Source organism: Vibrio sp. Vb1574 (genome assembly GCF_033338675.1).
This window is the reverse complement of the sequence record NZ_JAWOTC010000001.1, coordinates 370,238-385,764: the sequence shown is the minus strand read 5'-3', so window position 1 is coordinate 385,764 and position 15,527 is coordinate 370,238. Positions and strand designations below refer to the sequence as shown.

Annotated in this window: 18 protein-coding genes; 3 read left to right on the top strand and 15 right to left on the bottom strand. The window is 45.5% G+C overall.

Annotated features, from left to right (window positions below):
* Nucleotides 1–185 precede the first annotated feature (185 nt).
* Nucleotides 186–1,106: a glutaminase B gene (glsB, locus tag R7O12_RS01715; RefSeq protein ID WP_005381007.1), complete on the top strand. Its 921-nt coding sequence runs from the start codon at nt 186–188 to the stop codon at nt 1,104–1,106.
* 90 nt (nt 1,107–1,196) lie between these two features.
* On the opposite strand, the gene hemW is transcribed toward glsB, so the two are convergent.
* The 7 genes from hemW to R7O12_RS01680 all read right to left on the bottom strand — a co-directional run bounded on the left by hemW (nt 1,197) and on the right by R7O12_RS01680 (nt 6,255).
* The gene (gene hemW / locus R7O12_RS01710) at nt 1,197–2,375 is read right to left on the bottom strand and encodes a radical SAM family heme chaperone HemW (protein WP_017635577.1); all 1,179 of its coding nucleotides are present in this window, start codon (nt 2,373–2,375) and stop codon (nt 1,197–1,199) included.
* 18 nt (nt 2,376–2,393) lie between these two features.
* The gene (locus R7O12_RS01705; protein ID WP_005381009.1) at nt 2,394–2,996 is read right to left on the bottom strand and encodes an XTP/dITP diphosphatase; all 603 of its coding nucleotides are present in this window, start codon (nt 2,994–2,996) and stop codon (nt 2,394–2,396) included.
* A 118-nt stretch (nt 2,997–3,114) separates the two neighbouring features.
* Nucleotides 3,115–3,546, bottom strand: coding sequence for a DUF4426 domain-containing protein (locus tag R7O12_RS01700; protein WP_005381010.1), 432 nt, complete (start codon nt 3,544–3,546; stop codon nt 3,115–3,117).
* Nucleotides 3,547–3,675: 129 nt separating this feature from the next.
* A complete protein-coding gene (yggU, locus tag R7O12_RS01695; protein ID WP_005393980.1) occupies nt 3,676–3,966 on the bottom strand; it encodes a DUF167 family protein YggU in 291 nt (96 codons plus the stop codon).
* On the bottom strand, nt 3,966–4,523 hold the full coding sequence (locus R7O12_RS01690) for a YggT family protein (RefSeq protein WP_005381012.1): 558 nt from the start codon (nt 4,521–4,523) through the stop codon (nt 3,966–3,968). Before R7O12_RS01690 ends, yggU begins: the two co-directional genes overlap by 1 nt.
* Before the next feature lie 52 nt (nt 4,524–4,575).
* Entirely contained in the window at nt 4,576–5,394 is an 819-nt protein-coding gene (gene proC / locus R7O12_RS01685; protein ID WP_005381013.1) for a pyrroline-5-carboxylate reductase, read from the bottom strand.
* 159 nt (nt 5,395–5,553) lie between these two features.
* Nucleotides 5,554–6,255, bottom strand: coding sequence for a YggS family pyridoxal phosphate-dependent enzyme (locus tag R7O12_RS01680; RefSeq protein ID WP_005384521.1), 702 nt, complete (start codon nt 6,253–6,255; stop codon nt 5,554–5,556).
* Between the two features lie 28 nt (nt 6,256–6,283).
* Here R7O12_RS01680 and R7O12_RS01675 point away from each other — a divergent pair, with 28 nt between their 5' ends.
* Complete coding sequence (locus R7O12_RS01675; RefSeq protein WP_005381015.1) at nt 6,284–7,324, top strand: type IV pilus twitching motility protein PilT; 1,041 nt, start codon at nt 6,284–6,286, stop codon at nt 7,322–7,324.
* A gap of 30 nt (nt 7,325–7,354) precedes the next feature.
* Entirely contained in the window at nt 7,355–8,461 is a 1,107-nt protein-coding gene (locus tag R7O12_RS01670) for a PilT/PilU family type 4a pilus ATPase (RefSeq protein WP_005381016.1), read from the top strand.
* A gap of 61 nt (nt 8,462–8,522) precedes the next feature.
* Here R7O12_RS01670 and ruvX read toward each other — a convergent pair whose 3' ends face one another.
* From ruvX to metK, 8 genes are all read right to left on the bottom strand, one after another.
* On the bottom strand, nt 8,523–8,948 hold the full coding sequence (gene ruvX / locus R7O12_RS01665; protein ID WP_005381017.1) for a Holliday junction resolvase RuvX: 426 nt from the start codon (nt 8,946–8,948) through the stop codon (nt 8,523–8,525).
* 35 nt (nt 8,949–8,983) lie between these two features.
* Nucleotides 8,984–9,547, bottom strand: a complete 564-nt coding sequence (locus tag R7O12_RS01660; RefSeq protein ID WP_005381020.1) for a YqgE/AlgH family protein — start codon at nt 9,545–9,547, stop codon at nt 8,984–8,986.
* 127 nt (nt 9,548–9,674) lie between these two features.
* On the bottom strand, nt 9,675–10,625 hold the full coding sequence (gene gshB / locus R7O12_RS01655; RefSeq protein ID WP_318125567.1) for a glutathione synthase: 951 nt from the start codon (nt 10,623–10,625) through the stop codon (nt 9,675–9,677).
* A gap of 13 nt (nt 10,626–10,638) precedes the next feature.
* Nucleotides 10,639–11,370 carry a 16S rRNA (uracil(1498)-N(3))-methyltransferase gene (gene rsmE / locus R7O12_RS01650; RefSeq protein WP_017635581.1) on the bottom strand — a complete coding sequence of 244 codons (732 nt, stop codon included), beginning with the start codon at nt 11,368–11,370 and terminating at the stop codon, nt 10,639–10,641.
* Between the two features lie 113 nt (nt 11,371–11,483).
* Complete coding sequence (gene endA / locus R7O12_RS01645; protein ID WP_017635582.1) at nt 11,484–12,179, bottom strand: deoxyribonuclease I; 696 nt, start codon at nt 12,177–12,179, stop codon at nt 11,484–11,486.
* A gap of 150 nt (nt 12,180–12,329) precedes the next feature.
* Entirely contained in the window at nt 12,330–12,827 is a 498-nt protein-coding gene (locus R7O12_RS01640) for a SprT family zinc-dependent metalloprotease (protein WP_005381025.1), read from the bottom strand.
* Nucleotides 12,828–12,895: 68 nt separating this feature from the next.
* Nucleotides 12,896–13,693, bottom strand: coding sequence for a DUF2189 domain-containing protein (locus R7O12_RS01635; RefSeq protein ID WP_042521290.1), 798 nt, complete (start codon nt 13,691–13,693; stop codon nt 12,896–12,898).
* 402 nt (nt 13,694–14,095) lie between these two features.
* Nucleotides 14,096–15,250 carry a methionine adenosyltransferase gene (gene metK / locus R7O12_RS01630; protein WP_005381027.1) on the bottom strand — a complete coding sequence of 385 codons (1,155 nt, stop codon included), beginning with the start codon at nt 15,248–15,250 and terminating at the stop codon, nt 14,096–14,098.
* Nucleotides 15,251–15,527 lie beyond the last annotated feature (277 nt).

The window sequence follows — 15,527 nt, the reverse complement described above, 5'->3', positions numbered from 1 at the left end:
GTACTTTCAGAAGAGCCTTACATCGGTTATCTTCACCGTGTTGATCAATCTATCAACCGCAATATTATTGTGGCAGTAAAACCATAATCGACTTGAGTCGAACGAACCCTATGGAAAAGCCAACGACACGTTGGCTTTTTTTACCTCTGAGCTCAACGAGTTCTCTTGTAAATAGAAGGTAGAGAATGAAACCGACAGTGGAAATTTTGACAGATATTTTGGCGGAAGTACGCCCTTTAATCGGCCAAGGTAAAGTGGCTGATTACATTCCTGCTCTGGCAAAAGTACCCAGCAACAAGTTAGGTATTGCGGTATACACCAACGAAGGTGAGGTTATTAAGGCGGGTGATGCCGATGAACCTTTCTCTATCCAATCTATTTCAAAAGCATTGAGCTTGACGTTAGCGATGTGCTTGTACAAGCAAGAAGAAATTTGGTCTCGAGTGGGAAAAGAGCCTTCGGGGCAGGCATTTAATTCGCTAATCCAGCTAGAAATGGAGCAAGGTATTCCTCGTAATCCATTTATAAATGCTGGAGCGATAGTAGTGGCAGATTTGTTACAAACTCGCTTATCTGCACCTCGTCAGCGCCTGTTGGAATTTGTGCGTCAGCTTTCTGGTGATACCCATATTGTGTATGACAAAGTCGTTGCGGCATCCGAAATGATGCATGGTGATCGTAATGCGGCGATTGCATATCTCATGCGTTCGTTTGGCAACTTCGAAAATGAAGTGATTCCAGTACTACAAAATTACTTCCACGCTTGTGCGCTGAAGATGAGTTGCGTCGATTTGGCTAAAACGTTTAGCTATTTAGCAAACAAGGGCACATCGGTACAAACGGGTAAGCCTGTAGTTTCTCCTGTGCAAACCAAACAACTTAATGCACTGTTAGCAACGTGTGGCTTGTATGATGGCGCGGGCGAGTTTGCTTATCGCGTTGGTATGCCTGGTAAGTCTGGTGTTGGTGGTGGCATTATCGCGGTAGTACCTGGTGAAATGACCATTTCAGTATGGTCTCCAGAGCTTGATCCTTCAGGTAACTCGCTTGCGGGTACTAAGGCGCTTGAGCTGCTCTCAGAGCGAATTGGCCGTTCAATTTTCTAATGTTAGAAATGTGTCAACCTTATTTAGGACGGCACAGTTTCTAAATAAAAAGCCTCTCAATTGAGAGGCTTTTTTTGTTTTGGGGTTGCGTTACTCTTCGCTTTCTTCGGCCATAAAGGCTTCGAGCAAATCATTAAGGAAGAGCTTCCCTTTTTCAGTAATTTGCCAGTGGGTAGGCGTTTCACTCAGGTAGCCCATTTCTATCGCCCAGCTGATGGTTTCTTGAATCGTACTAAGTGGTAAGCCCGTGGTGTCCACGTAATCTTGCTTCGGACAGGCTTCGATTAAGCGGAATCGGTTCATAAAGAACTCGAATGGACGATCTTCATCCGCGACGACATGTTCCGTATGCAGATAAGGTTTGACCATATTTTGATAAGCCGCTAAATAGCCTCGCGGGTGTTTTACCTTTGTCGTTCGAATAATACGTCCGTCGGTAAAACTGAGTTTGCCATGAGAGCCACAACCGATACCAAGGTAATCACCAAAGCGCCAGTAGTTGAGGTTGTGCTGACACTGATAGCCCGGCTTGCTGTAACCGGAGATTTCATATTGCACATAACCCGCGGCTGCAAGTTTTTGGTGTCCGAGCTCGAAAATATCCCACAAGTCATCATCGTCAGGTAGCGTTGGTGGCTTGTAGTAGAACATGGTGTTTGGTTCGATGGTCAGCTGATACCAAGACAAGTGCGGCGGTGCCAACTCAATCGCTTTGTCCAAATCTGCCAAGGCTTGTTCGATGCTTTGATCAGGTAAGCCGTGCATGAGATCGAGGTTAAAACTGTTCAAACCGATTTGGTGCGCCAGCTTAGCAGCATTGACGGCTTCGTCTTGGCCGTGAATGCGCCCCAAACGCTCAAGCTTTTGTTGCTCAAAGCTTTGCACGCCGATAGAGATACGCGTTACCCCGGCTTTACGGTAGCCAACAAAACGCTCTGCTTCGATGGTGCCTGGGTTCGCTTCCATGGTTATTTCGATTTCAGGCTTGAACGGAATACGCGCTTCAATGCCCTTAAGTAGACGCTCGATGCCTTCTGCCGAAATCAAACTCGGCGTACCACCACCAATGAAGATTGAATGCAGTGGACGTGGCGCTTCGTTAAGTCGGTATTTCTCAATGTCGGTATCCAAATCTTCTAAAAGGGCACTGATGTACTCTTCTTCTGGAATCTCGGTTTTGAGCGCGTGAGAGTTAAAGTCGCAATACGGGCACTTTTGCACACACCACGGGATGTGTACATACAAGCTGAGTGCTGGGGGCGTTAACATGGTCTAATTCGCTCGTGATTACTGAGACACTTGCTCAGACAGTTGAGCAAACAACGACTTGAGCGCTTTACCGCGGTGAGACAGTTGTTTTTTACGTGCAGGTTCAAGTTCGGCTGACGCACAGTTGTCTTCAGGAACAAAGAAGATTGGGTCGTAGCCAAAACCATTTTCACCGTGAGCTTCAGTTAGAATGCGACCTTCCCATTTACCGTGGCAGACGATAGGCGTTGGGTCGTTCTCGTGACGCATGAGGACTAATACACAGTGGAAACGTGCTGTACGCTCTGCTTCTGGTACGCCTTCCATTGCCGCTAGCAATTTTTCTAGATTCTCTTGATCAGATGCGCTCTCGCCTGCGTAACGTGCAGAGTAAATGCCCGGAGCGCCTTTTAAGAAATCGACTTCTAATCCAGAGTCGTCTGCAATGGCAGGAAGCCCTGTTTCTTGTGCGGCATGGCGAGCTTTAATGATTGCGTTTTCAATGAAAGTTGTACCCGTTTCAGCTACTTCCGATACATTGAATTCACTTTGCGCTAATACTTCAAAGCCGAAGTCAGACAATAAATCTGCCATTTCACGAACTTTGCCTTGGTTACCAGTTGCTAGCACAATTTTTTTCATGGGAATCTCTTTTAATAGTGATAGAGGAGAACAAATCGTTCTCCTCTAGATATTCTTTAACTAATAAGTGGTTTTTAGCCTGCTTAGATCCAAAAGCTTTTGGAACATCACAACCCAATTACTCTTCAACATAAAACTTCTGGGTGAATTTAAGCTTACCTGAGCCTTTGTTTCCAGCTTTTACGTCAATATCGAAAGTAAAAGTTTCTTCGTGGGTAATTGGCAGTTCGGCTAAATAGTATATCGCATTGCCTTCTTTGACTTCACGAAAGGTCAAGGTCTGAGTTTGGCCGATAAGGTTCTTCGCGCGTCCAGCAATTTTTGCTTCTAATGCTGGCTTACCCAATGAAGCTCTATCTAACACGCTAATATTAACCACAGCGAGGTATCCATTACGTTTGATATCGTAGCTACGTGCGACTTTGGGTGTTAGGAATGTTGAGTTAAACGCGACATAGTGTACTTCGATATCTTTCATATTTTTAAACTGATCGGCGAAGCTTGGTAACGACAACAGGCTAATCAGTAATGCGGTAATCCATTTGCTCATTGTTACTTCCTCAAAGCACTTGTTATAAAACAACCATAGCTGCAATTTTACCTTGATCAGGGGGGTAAAAAATGCGTACTCAGTCGTTGGTATTAGTAAGTGTGGTACAAAATCGTAAATAAAAAGCCATCATAAGATGGCTTTAATTTCTGTCGGTATCTGGGTAGGCGATTCTATCCGAATTTGTTTGTGCCGTCCTAATTCACCTTTTTCTATGTGAACCAAGCCCTTAGCGATTTTAAACTGCTTGGCTAAGAACTTAGTTAGGTGTGCATTAGCTTTGCCATCGACAGGTGGAGCAGTAATGGCGATTTTTAGCTCTTCACCATGCAAGCCAACGATTTTATCGCGGCTAGCTTTAGGTTGAATATAGAGCTTCAGGATGATGTCCTCACCATCTTGCCAAACTGCAGCTGACATTATAGCTGGAACCAAATTGGACCAATGATATCGCCCATTAAGAAGTTCGCGAACTGCAAGCCGATAAATAACACCAGTACGCTTAAATCAAGACCACCAATAGCCGGAAGAATACGACGGATTGGAGCGCACATTGGCTCGGTCAGTTGATGGAATACGTACTCGATAGGGCTGCGGCCTTGGCTTACCCAGCTCAAAATTGCACGGATCAATAGTACCCAGAACAATAGGCCACCTGCGGCTTTGATTAATGATAATAAGCCCAAGAATAAGAAGTCAGCGCTGAAAGAGACGGAACCGTTCGAAGCTATTAGGATAAGCACGACAAATTTAAGCACACACAACACGTAGGCAAACAACACGGTTGCTAGGTCAATATTCCCCACGGAAGGGATAACGCGGCGCAATGGACCAATGACCGGCTGAGTCGCTTTTACTATGAATTGCGAGAATGGGTTGTAGAAGTCTGCGCGCGCAGCTTGCAACCAAATTCGCAAAATTACGACCATGATGTACAGGTCAAATAGGGTTGAGATGAGAAAACTCATTGAATTCATAAGGTACCCTTAACAAGTGATGGATGATACTAAACGGAGTTCATCCAAATAATTAAAACAGTTTTTCCATTTCTTCCGCGCGAGCCACAGCAGCTTGCATGGCTTTAGCGACAATATCTGAAAGTTGATGTTCGTTGAATGTACGCAGTGCTTCTGCCGTTGTCCCACCTTTCGATGTTACGTTCTCACGCAGGGTCGATAGCTCAGTTTCTGGGTTGCTAACCACCATACTGGCCGCGCCCAGTGCCGCTTGCTGAACCAATAGTCGAGCGGTCTCTTTATCAAAGCCTTGCGCAATCGCTTCTGCTTGCATCGCTTCCATAAACAGGAAGAAGTATGCTGGAGCACTGCCCGCTGCGGCAATCACATTATTGATGCCAGACTCTTGCTCAACCCAGCATACTTTACCGACCGCTTCCATTAACTCTGCGGCAAAAGCTTTGTCGTGCTCGGTTACATGAGTTGGTGCGAACAACCCACTCATACCCAACCCAAGCTGTGATGGCGTATTTGGCATAACACGAACCAAGTTCAATTTGGTGGCTAGCATATCATCCAATCGTGAACAGTTGATGCCTGCGGCAATAGAAATCACCAGTTTATTAGTGAAATCGATCGATTGCAGTGGTTTACAGACATCCGCCATCATTTGCGGTTTTACAGACAATACCACCACATCCGCCTCGGTCGCAGCTTGGATGTTATCGCTGGTGGTACGGATGCCAAAATCTTGTTCTAGCAGAAGGCGACGAGCCTCTGAAGGAGCCGTTGCGGTAATGTTTTGCGCTGGGTATCCGTTAGCAACCAAGCCGGAAACAATGGCTCTCACCATGTTGCCAGCACCAATGAAGGCGATTTTTTTATGTTCCATTTGTCTGATTTCCATCATGATATTTAGAATTTGTTGTGCGCTCAGGTGTATAATGGCGCCGCTGTTACTTACTGCTCCTATTGGCGAGTAAGATGATTGCGCATTTACGCTCTAACGATTGACGACATAACTTATGTCGCGAGTGAGCGTTTTGTTGATTTAGCTGTAGTCTCGTGCGCCGAAAATAGCGGTTCCAATACGAACCATTGTACTACCAGCTTCGATTGCAGCGGTCATATCACCACTCATTCCCATTGATAATGTATCGATTTCTGGGAACTGTGCTTCGAGTGTTTGCTTCAACGTAGCCAACTTCTGAAATTCACGGAGTTGTGATTCGTAGTCAGACACGTTGGCAGGAATCGACATCAACCCTCTTAAAGTGAGGTTGGGTAGGCGAGAAATCAACTCCGCCAGCTCGAATACTTCCGCTTCAGTGACACCAGACTTAGATGCCTCACCACTGGTGTTAACCTGAATCAGAACTTGTAGCGGTTTAAGTTCGCTTGGCCGCTGATCATTCAGGCGTTGAGCAATCTTGGTTCGATCGATGGTGTGAACCCAATCGAAATGTTCAGCAACAAGTCGCGATTTATTGGATTGAATCGGGCCAATGAAGTGCCATTCGATTCGATTATCTGGATAATGCTCGGCAAAGTGCTGAACTTTACTGACGCCCTCTTGAACGTAGTTTTCACCAAAGGCGGTTTGTCCCGCTTGGTAGGCTTCGAGAATTGCCTCGACAGGTTTAGTTTTGCTTACCGCTAGAAGTTGCACTGACTCTGGAGTTCGACCACATTTTTGCTCGTCATATCGAATTTGAGAGGTGATATGTTCAATATTTTGTTGAATACTACTCATAGCTGTACTTTAGACTTAAGGATTTTAAATGGATATCACTGAGTTACTGGATTTTAGTGTAAAACATAATGCCTCGGATCTACATCTTTCTGCAGGTGTCCCACCAATGGTTCGTATTGATGGGGATGTGAGAAAACTAGGCATTCCAGCGTTTACACACCAAGAAGTGCATCGTTTGGTTTTCGAAATCATGAACGATGCCCAACGCAGTGAGTTCGAAGAAAAACTCGAAGTCGATTTCTCTTTTGAGTTGCATAACGTTGGCCGTTTCCGTGTCAACGCTTTCAACCAATCTCGCGGTTGTGCGGCAGTATTCCGTACCATTCCAAGTAGCATTCCAACTCTGGAAGAGCTAGAAGCGCCAGAGATCTTCAAAAAAATTGCGAACGCTGAAAAAGGCTTAGTTCTGGTCACTGGCCCAACAGGTTCAGGTAAATCGACGACCTTAGCAGCCATTGTTGACTACATTAACCGTAATCACAACAAGCACGTACTCACAATTGAAGATCCGATTGAATTTGTTCACAACAACAATAAATGTTTGATCAACCAGCGTGAAGTTCACCGTGACACCCATAGTTTCCAAAACGCACTGCGCAGCGCATTGCGTGAAGACCCGGATGTCATTCTGGTTGGTGAGATGCGTGACAAAGAAACCATCAGCCTTGCGTTAACGGCGGCGGAAACGGGGCACTTAGTGTTCGGCACGTTACATACCAGCTCGGCGGCAAAAACCATTGACCGTATTATCGATGTGTTCCCTGGCAGCGATAAAGACATGGTGCGCTCGATGCTTTCTGAATCCCTTCGTTCGGTTATCGCACAAAAATTATTGAAACGTAATGGTGGTGGCCGTATTGCATGCCATGAAATTATGATGGCAACGCCTGCGATTCGTAACTTGATCCGCGAAGACAAAGTCGCGCAGATGTATTCGATCATTCAAACAGGTGCGGCTCACGGCATGCAAACCATGGAGCAAAATGCTCGTCAGTTAATGGCGCAAGGCATGGTTGCTCGTGAAGAGGTCGATAGTAAGATCGGATTAGAAGTGCAGCAATTCTCGTAACGTTCATACAGATAATGGTGAATACGGAAGATGGATCTAGATAAATTTCTCGAAGGCATGTTGGCGCTGAAAGCGTCGGATCTTTACATCACGGTTGGAGCGCCAATTCTATTTCGTGTGGATGGCGAATTGCGTCCGCAAGGGGAAAAACTCACCGAGAGTGATGTGGCTGCATTACTCGACAGCGCTATGGAACCAGATCGGCGTCAGGAATTTCGTAAAAGTCGCGAGTCGAATTTTGCCATTGTGAGAGATTGTGGTCGCTTCCGTGTGAGTGCCTTTTTTCAACGCGAGTTACCAGGCGCAGTGATTCGTCGTATTGAAACTAATATTCCTACTTTTGAGCAGTTAAAGTTACCGTTAGTGTTGCAAGATTTGGCGATAGCTAAGCGTGGTTTGGTGCTGGTGGTCGGTGCTACTGGATCGGGTAAATCGACCACCATGGCGGCGATGACAGGCTATCGAAACAGCAATAAAACCGGGCACATTTTGACGGTCGAAGATCCGATCGAGTTCGTGCATGAACACAAGCGCTGTATCGTGACTCAACGTGAAGTTGGGTTAGATACGGAAAGCTATGAAGTTGCGCTTAAAAACTCGCTGCGCCAAGCACCAGATATGATTTTGATTGGTGAGATCCGTAGCCGTGAAACAATGGAATACGCGATGACCTTCGCCGAAACGGGTCACCTGTGTATGGCAACGTTGCACGCCAACAATGCAAACCAAGCTTTAGAGCGCATTCTTCACTTGGTACCGAAAGATCAAAAAGAACAATTCTTGTTCGATTTGTCGATGAACCTAAAAGGCGTGGTTGGTCAGCAGCTGATCCGAGATAAAAATGGGCAGGGACGTCATGGTGTATTTGAGATCTTGCTAAATAGTCCACGTGTGTCGGATTTGATTCGTCGCGGAGATTTACATGAGTTGAAGTCAACCATGGCTCGCTCAAATGAGTTTGGTATGCTGACGTTCGATCAATCTCTTTATAAGTTAGTGATGCAAGGTAAGATCAGCGAAGAGGATGCACTACATAGTGCCGACTCAGCGAATGATCTGCGCCTGATGTTGAAAACGCAGCGTGGTGAAGCATTCTCTACGGGCAGTTTGGCAAACGTTAAGATCGATATGGATTAATCCAATCCAGAAACAAAAAAGGTTGGCAGAAGCCAACCTTTTTTCATTGTGCTTGAAGTGTTTACTCACCCCAAAGGGCTTCAAACCAGCTTTCTAGAATCACCACCGCTGACTGGCAGTCAACATTACCTTTCGATAGGGCTTTGTAGCCGCCCATGCTGAACAACTCCGCACGAGCTTCTGCAGTAGATAAACGCTCATCATGCAGCTCAACAGGCAATCCGTATCGGCCTTGCAGACGCTTAGCAAATTTTCGTGCACGAGGGGTTATGGTCTCAAGGTCTTTACCATGCAGATCGGTCGGTAAACCGACCACTAGCAAATCTGGTTGCCACTCTTTGATTTGCTTTTCGATATCGTCCCAGTTTGGAATACCGTCATTGGCTTTAAAGGCTTTTAATGGGGAAGCTGTACCAGTAATTTCTTGGCCAATAGCGCTACCAATGCTTTTGGTTCCAAAGTCAAAAGCCATAATTGTGCGTGACATAAGGTGTCTCTATCTAATGTAACTGTATATTTGGACTAAGCATGTCCAGAGTCTGCTGAAAGGTGACTTGGGTCGATACCCAGCTTTTCGACCGCTTTCTTCCAACGCTCGTTGATTGGTGTATTAAAGATAATTTCAGGCGTCGCTTCAATGGTGAGCCAAGAGTTTTCGACCAGCTCACTTTCTAATTGGCCTGCACTCCAACCGGAGTAGCCAAGTGCCACTAAGTAATCACTTGGTTCTGCTTCTGTTCCTAACACCGACAGAATATCACGCGAAGTGGTTACCGCGAGGTCATCGGTCATTTGGACGCTGGACTCGTAGTAATCTTTGGGTTTATGCAAAATAAAGCCACGATCTTCCGAGATTGGGCCGCCATTATAAACTGGTCTATCTAGACTGGCTTCAAATAGGCGCGGGTGTACTGGCTGAACTTCCACCTGCTTGAGCATGTTGCCGACGGTGATATCAACAGGAGCATTGATCATCAGCCCCATAGCGCCGTCTTCGTTGTGCTCACAAACGTAGATCACGCTGTTTTGAAAGTACGGATCTTTCATCCCAGGCATGGCAACCAAAAAGTGATTTGTGAGATTCATACTCATACTGACCCTTAACTCTCGTAAATGCCCTTAAGCAAACATCATACAATTTACATCTAGGTATGTGCATGAGTTTGCTTAAGTTAATGTACTACGCTCTCTATTAACTGTAATACAGTTTGAGTTATTCGCCTTTTACTCGACGCTCAATCGCATCCATCAGCTTGCCTGTGATTGAGATATCAAAAGCTGCTTCAATTTCGCGAATACAGGTTGGGCTGGTGACGTTGATTTCTGTTAGCTTGTCGCCAATTACGTCAAGGCCAACAAAGATAAGGCCTTTTTCTTTCAGTGTCGGAGCAACGGTTTGCGCAATTTTGAGGTCGGTTTCGCTTAGCGGACGAGCTTCACCAGTACCACCAGCGGCTAGGTTGCCGCGCGTTTCGCCTTTAGCAGGAATGCGTGCTAGACAGTAAGGCATAGGTTCGCCATCTACCACTAGGATACGTTTGTCACCGTTGCTGATGTCTGGCACGAAGGTTTGTGCCATTGCGTAGTTTTGACCGTGGTTAGTCAATGTCTCGATGATTACAGAGACGTTTGGATCGTTTTCTTTTACACGGAAGATGGACGCGCCACCCATACCATCAAGCGGTTTCAGGATGACATCACCATGTTTTTCACGAAATTCTTTAATTTTTTCTGCTTTTCGCGTCACGATCGTTGTAGGTGTCAGCTCTGGGAACCATGCTGTAAACAGCTTTTCGTTACAATCACGTAAGCTTTGAGGCTTGTTAACGATCAGTGCACCCTGTTCTTCTGCACGCTCAAGGATGTAAGTCGCGTAGATGTATTCAGTATCAAACGGAGGATCTTTACGCATTAGCACCGCGTCTAGCTCAGACAGTTTGATAGTTTGCTCTGATTTGAACTCGTACCAACCGTTTGGATCTTCTCTTAGTTCTACCACTTTAGTATCTGCAATGGCAACGCCTTGATCGAGATGCAGATCATTCATTTCCATGTAGTGGATTTCATAGCCGCGTCGTTGCGCTTCAAGCATCATGGCAAAGCTAGAGTCTTTTTTGATGTTAATGGACGAGATTGGGTCCATTACGATACCGAGTTTGATCATTATTTTTCTCCGTTTAACCAAGATCGCCGAAACGAACTTGTAAGGCTGTAATTGCTGTCAGAGCCGCTGTTTCGGTACGCAGAACGCGAGGGCCGAGTAGCGTTTCTTCAAATTGGTATTCTCGAGTCATCTCGATTTCTTCAGACGATAAACCGCCTTCAGGACCGATCAGTAGGCGCACTTTTTCAACCGGGGTTGGCAAAGTGTTGATTGAGTATTTAGCACGAGGGTGAAGGTTAAGCTTTAAACCATCGTACTCTTCTTTACACCACTCTTCCAAGCTCATAATTGGACGAATTTCGGGCACGACATTACGCCCACATTGCTCACAGGCACTGATGGCGATTTTCTGCCATTGCGCGAGTTTTTTCTCAAAACGCTTTTGGTCAAGCTTGACACCACAACGTTCAGAAATCAGAGGAGTGATGGTATTGACGCCAAGTTCAACAGACTTTTGGATGGTGAACTCCATCTTATCGCCACGTGAAATGACTTGACCAAGGTGCAGATCTAAAGGGGATTCAATACTGTTTTCTACGCGCTCGGTGATGTTAACCAAAACTGATTTCTTGCTGACTTCACTGATAACCGCTGGGAACTCTGCGCCACTGCCGTCAAAAAGGAGAACGTCTTGGCCTTCTTTCATGCGCAAAACACGACCGATATGGCCTGCTGCGTCGTCACTTAAAGCAAGTGAGCCAAGTTGATGAATGGATTCTGGATGATAAATTCGAGGGGTACGCATGAGATTTCCAGCAAGAGAATAAACTTAAACCCTAACATGGATGCTTTGCACCGAAAAAACAAGGGGCAAGAAGCGTTTCAATATCAGTAATTGAAACGCTTCGAGGTCGGAGGTTACAGTGCGCGGCAGGCTTCTTGAACAAATGGGTTGTGATTGCCCTGTACTTTTGCAATGCGCTCGTCACGCTCACATTCCCATTTATCGACAGGATAGGTTTTGTTCCAAGCACTCATTAATTGCGTTTGCTGCTTCGACAGTTTGAAACCGTACTCTTTGCTCATGTATAGATAGGTACGAGCAATTGAGCCACGCGCACGGTCTGGTGGCATGACTTTACGCTGCTTAAAGTTCACTTGCATCTCACAGCGACCATAACTCACGCCATCCATACCGTTCCATTGGCTGAAGTTGTAGTTCGAACGGTCACCGTTTACTTCACCAATAGCAGGAGTTAGGTTGTGCAAGTCTGCTTCCATCAAACGAAAAGTTTTGTCTTTTTTCTTACAGTTTTTACGTCCGCCATCTTGCCAGCATTGACGCTGGTGGCCAAATTGCCACGCAGGAACAACGTGCTCCCATTCGATTCGTGCAGCCCGTTTTTCTTGTTTACGGACTTGGTAACCGCAAGAGGCTAAATCGGGTGAGCCTTTCTTGCCTTGCCATTGAATGTTACAGCCACAGTAGAAGCTTGTTGGGTGGTCTTGATAAATTTTGACCGCCTCACGTTTGGCTGCAGAGAATGAGCTCGGTGGCGCGGCAATCGCAGTGCTAGAAAGCGCGATAAGCAACAGAGAGAATAAGTATTTCATGATAAAAGTCTTTATAAAGTATGACTTTATTCATGATAACACGCATAAAATAGCTTTAGTGATGAGTAAGTTAACAATAAGTGGCGAAGGGAAGGTTTTGATCAACTCGATCTTTATTTTGGGAACGCAAGTAACACTATGAGGTAAGGGCTACGATAACTGAATACCGGTGAAGTTAAGTGGTTGGCGGCATTTTTGACAAGAGTACGTCGCCTCTTTGCGCAGCACTTTATTATGACGGCGAATCGATAGAGGGTAGGTCATACAACCACAACGATACTCAAAGGTTTTACCTTGAACGGATTTTACTTCAAAGCTGTGAGTGGTTTTGGCTGGTACGTTAAATACGGCTTCCATGACGCCTTTCCATTCTTTACCGTGAGGCCTAACTCGCCCGTAAACCTGATAAGTAATCAGGTGTGCTACTTCATGAGGAATGACTTCATCTAAGAATGCTTGGGTGTTTTCGCGAAATAAAACAGGGTTTAGGCGTACTTGATTTAATTGAAGGTAGGCTTTTCCTGCCGCTTTCCCACGGACGTCGAAGGTGATTGTTGGAATCGGGAAAGAACGTTTGAAAGCTTGTTCCGCCATCGCGATACAGCCCGCCATCACTTGCTTGGCTTTATAGCTGAGTTCTATATCCACAATTCACCTCGATAAATCAAATAAAAAAGCCCCCGCATTTGCGAGGGCCAGATCATAGCATCAGTTAATTATGGTGTGTGTTTTTTCTTGATGGTGGCATGGTAAGCGTGCCATGTACCGTAGCCTAGAATTGGCATGGTAAACAACATTCCGATCCCGTAGGTCGCAAAGCCGATAAGAATACCGCCACAGATGATCGCTGCCCAAACAATCATTGCTGGAATGTTGGATTTCACTGCATTAAAGCTGGTAAATACAGCGGTCATCATGTCTACGCGACGCTCCATCATGAGCGGAATAGAAAAGGCTGAAATGCTAAACACCACACAAGCCAAAACAAAGCCAACTAAAGAGCCGATGACAAGGAAGGGTAGGAACTCACTTAAAGGTGCCCCTTGAACAGAAGGGTAGAGCGCATGAAGTAGAGCGGCAATGCGCATCCAAAATATCATACACACTGCGAGTAACACGGCGAACGCCCATTGAGATGTTGAGTTACGACCGATCGCTTTCATTGAATGGAGCAAGCTTGCTTTGTGTCCGCGCTCTCTCTCCCAACTGGCATCATACAAGCCCAGCGCGAGAAACGGACCGATTAACATGTAAACAATCAAACTGGGCATGACGACCAAGTGTGTGCCTTGCCACTGTACGAGCAAAACAATGCCTATCGCAGCCGCCATAAAACAGATGCCATAGAAAGCACTAATAAGTGGCATTCGCACGAAATCATGCAGACCTAATGCTAGCCAATGAAAAGGTGCAGAAAGATTGACCGTATTGCACGGTATGGTTCTGGCGTATTCGTTGTCTGGCACTTCCTTTCGCTTGTTGTGGAAGTCCGATGGATTAACAGTTCGAGGCATAACTCCTCCTTGATTTATTCCCACATTATCCGCTTATACCAACTGACAGCGGTTTTTGTTCAGTCAAACTTGAAGCGACTTTTTCAAGTTTACATCTGAGCATTGGCTTAGTTTGGTATCGGCCATAAAGATGCCTGACTCATGTCTTTACTTAAGTGTTGCTTCCACAGTCGCCAGCATCCGACGTCTCTATTTAAATTGGAGTTAACAATATTTTAACTATTGGCGGAGATGGGATAATTTACAAATAATTGCTTAAAATTTATTCGGTATAAAAATGAGGGAGAAACAGGACTGCTTTGTGGGGCAGGGCGGTATGAGTCGAAATGACTAGATAAAAGTTGCTGAAAATAAAAAGCCCCCACCATAGGCGAGGGCTTGATTGATTCTTGCTTGGCTTGATTATTTGATGCCAGCGAAATCGCGTAGAAGTGCAGCTTTGTCTGTTGCTTCCCACGGGAATTCTTCACGACCGAAGTGACCGTAAGCCGCTGTCTTCTTGTAGATAGGTTGAAGAAGGTTAAGCATTTCTTGTAGACCGTATGGACGTAGGTCGAAGAATTGACGAACCGCTTCAATGATGATGTCGTGAGATACTTTCTCAGTACCGAACGTTTCCACCATGATAGACGTTGGATCAGCAACACCGATTGCGTAAGAAAGTTGGATCTCACAACGGTCAGCCATGCCTGCCGCTACGATGTTTTTCGCTACGTAGCGTGCTGCGTATGCTGCACTACGGTCAACTTTTGATGGATCTTTACCAGAAAACGCACCGCCACCGTGACGAGCTGCGCCGCCGTAGGTATCTACGATGATCTTACGACCAGTTAGACCACAGTCACCCATAGGACCACCGATTACGAAGCGACCGGTTGGATTAATGAAGAAGTTTGTTTCTTTGTTGATCCACTCAGAAGGTAGCACTGGCTTAATGATCTCTTCCATTACCGCTTCACGCAGGTCTGAAGTTGAGATTGAATCACAGTGTTGAGTTGAAAGAACAACCGCGTCGATACCAACGATGTTACCTTGATCGTATTGGAATGTTACCTGAGATTTTGCATCAGGACGCAACCAAGGTAGTGTGCCGTTTTTACGAACTTCTGCTTGCTTTTGAACAAGACGGTGAGAGTAAGTAATTGGCGCTGGCATTAGTACTTCAGTTTCGTTACAAGCGTAACCAAACATGATGCCTTGGTCGCCTGCACCTTGTTCTTTAGGGTCAGCTTTATCAACACCTTGGTTGATATCTGGCGACTGTTTACCGATTGTGTTTAGTACCGCACAAGAATCTGCGTCAAAGCCCATATCTGAATGTACGTAGCCGATTTCACGAACGGTTTCACGAGTTAACTCTTCGATGTCTACCCATGCTGAAGTCGTGATTTCACCACCCACCATTACCATACCGGTTTTAACGTAAGTCTCACATGCAACACGAGCCTTTGGATCTTGCTCTAGAATCGCGTCAAGAACCGCATCAGAAATCTGGTCTGCAATTTTATCTGGATGACCTTCTGATACTGACTCAGAAGTAAACAGGTGCTTAGCCATGTTAGCTCCACTATATCTGGTTTAAAACTGGGGAATGATAAACTCTCCAGCGCAAATTAATACTAATTTTTGTAGGTGTATCTACATCTAGACGTCTATTCTAAATTTGATTGCTCGAATTACAAGCTCTTTTTTGGTTTTTGTTATAACCAAACGTTTGCCTGATTTATTGATAATTTTAAGAACTTCGAACGATTTGGCGCGAAAGGTGCAATATTTGTGAGGTTTTGGACTGGAAAACGTTTGCACACCCAACAGGGCTTTGAGAGAATTATGA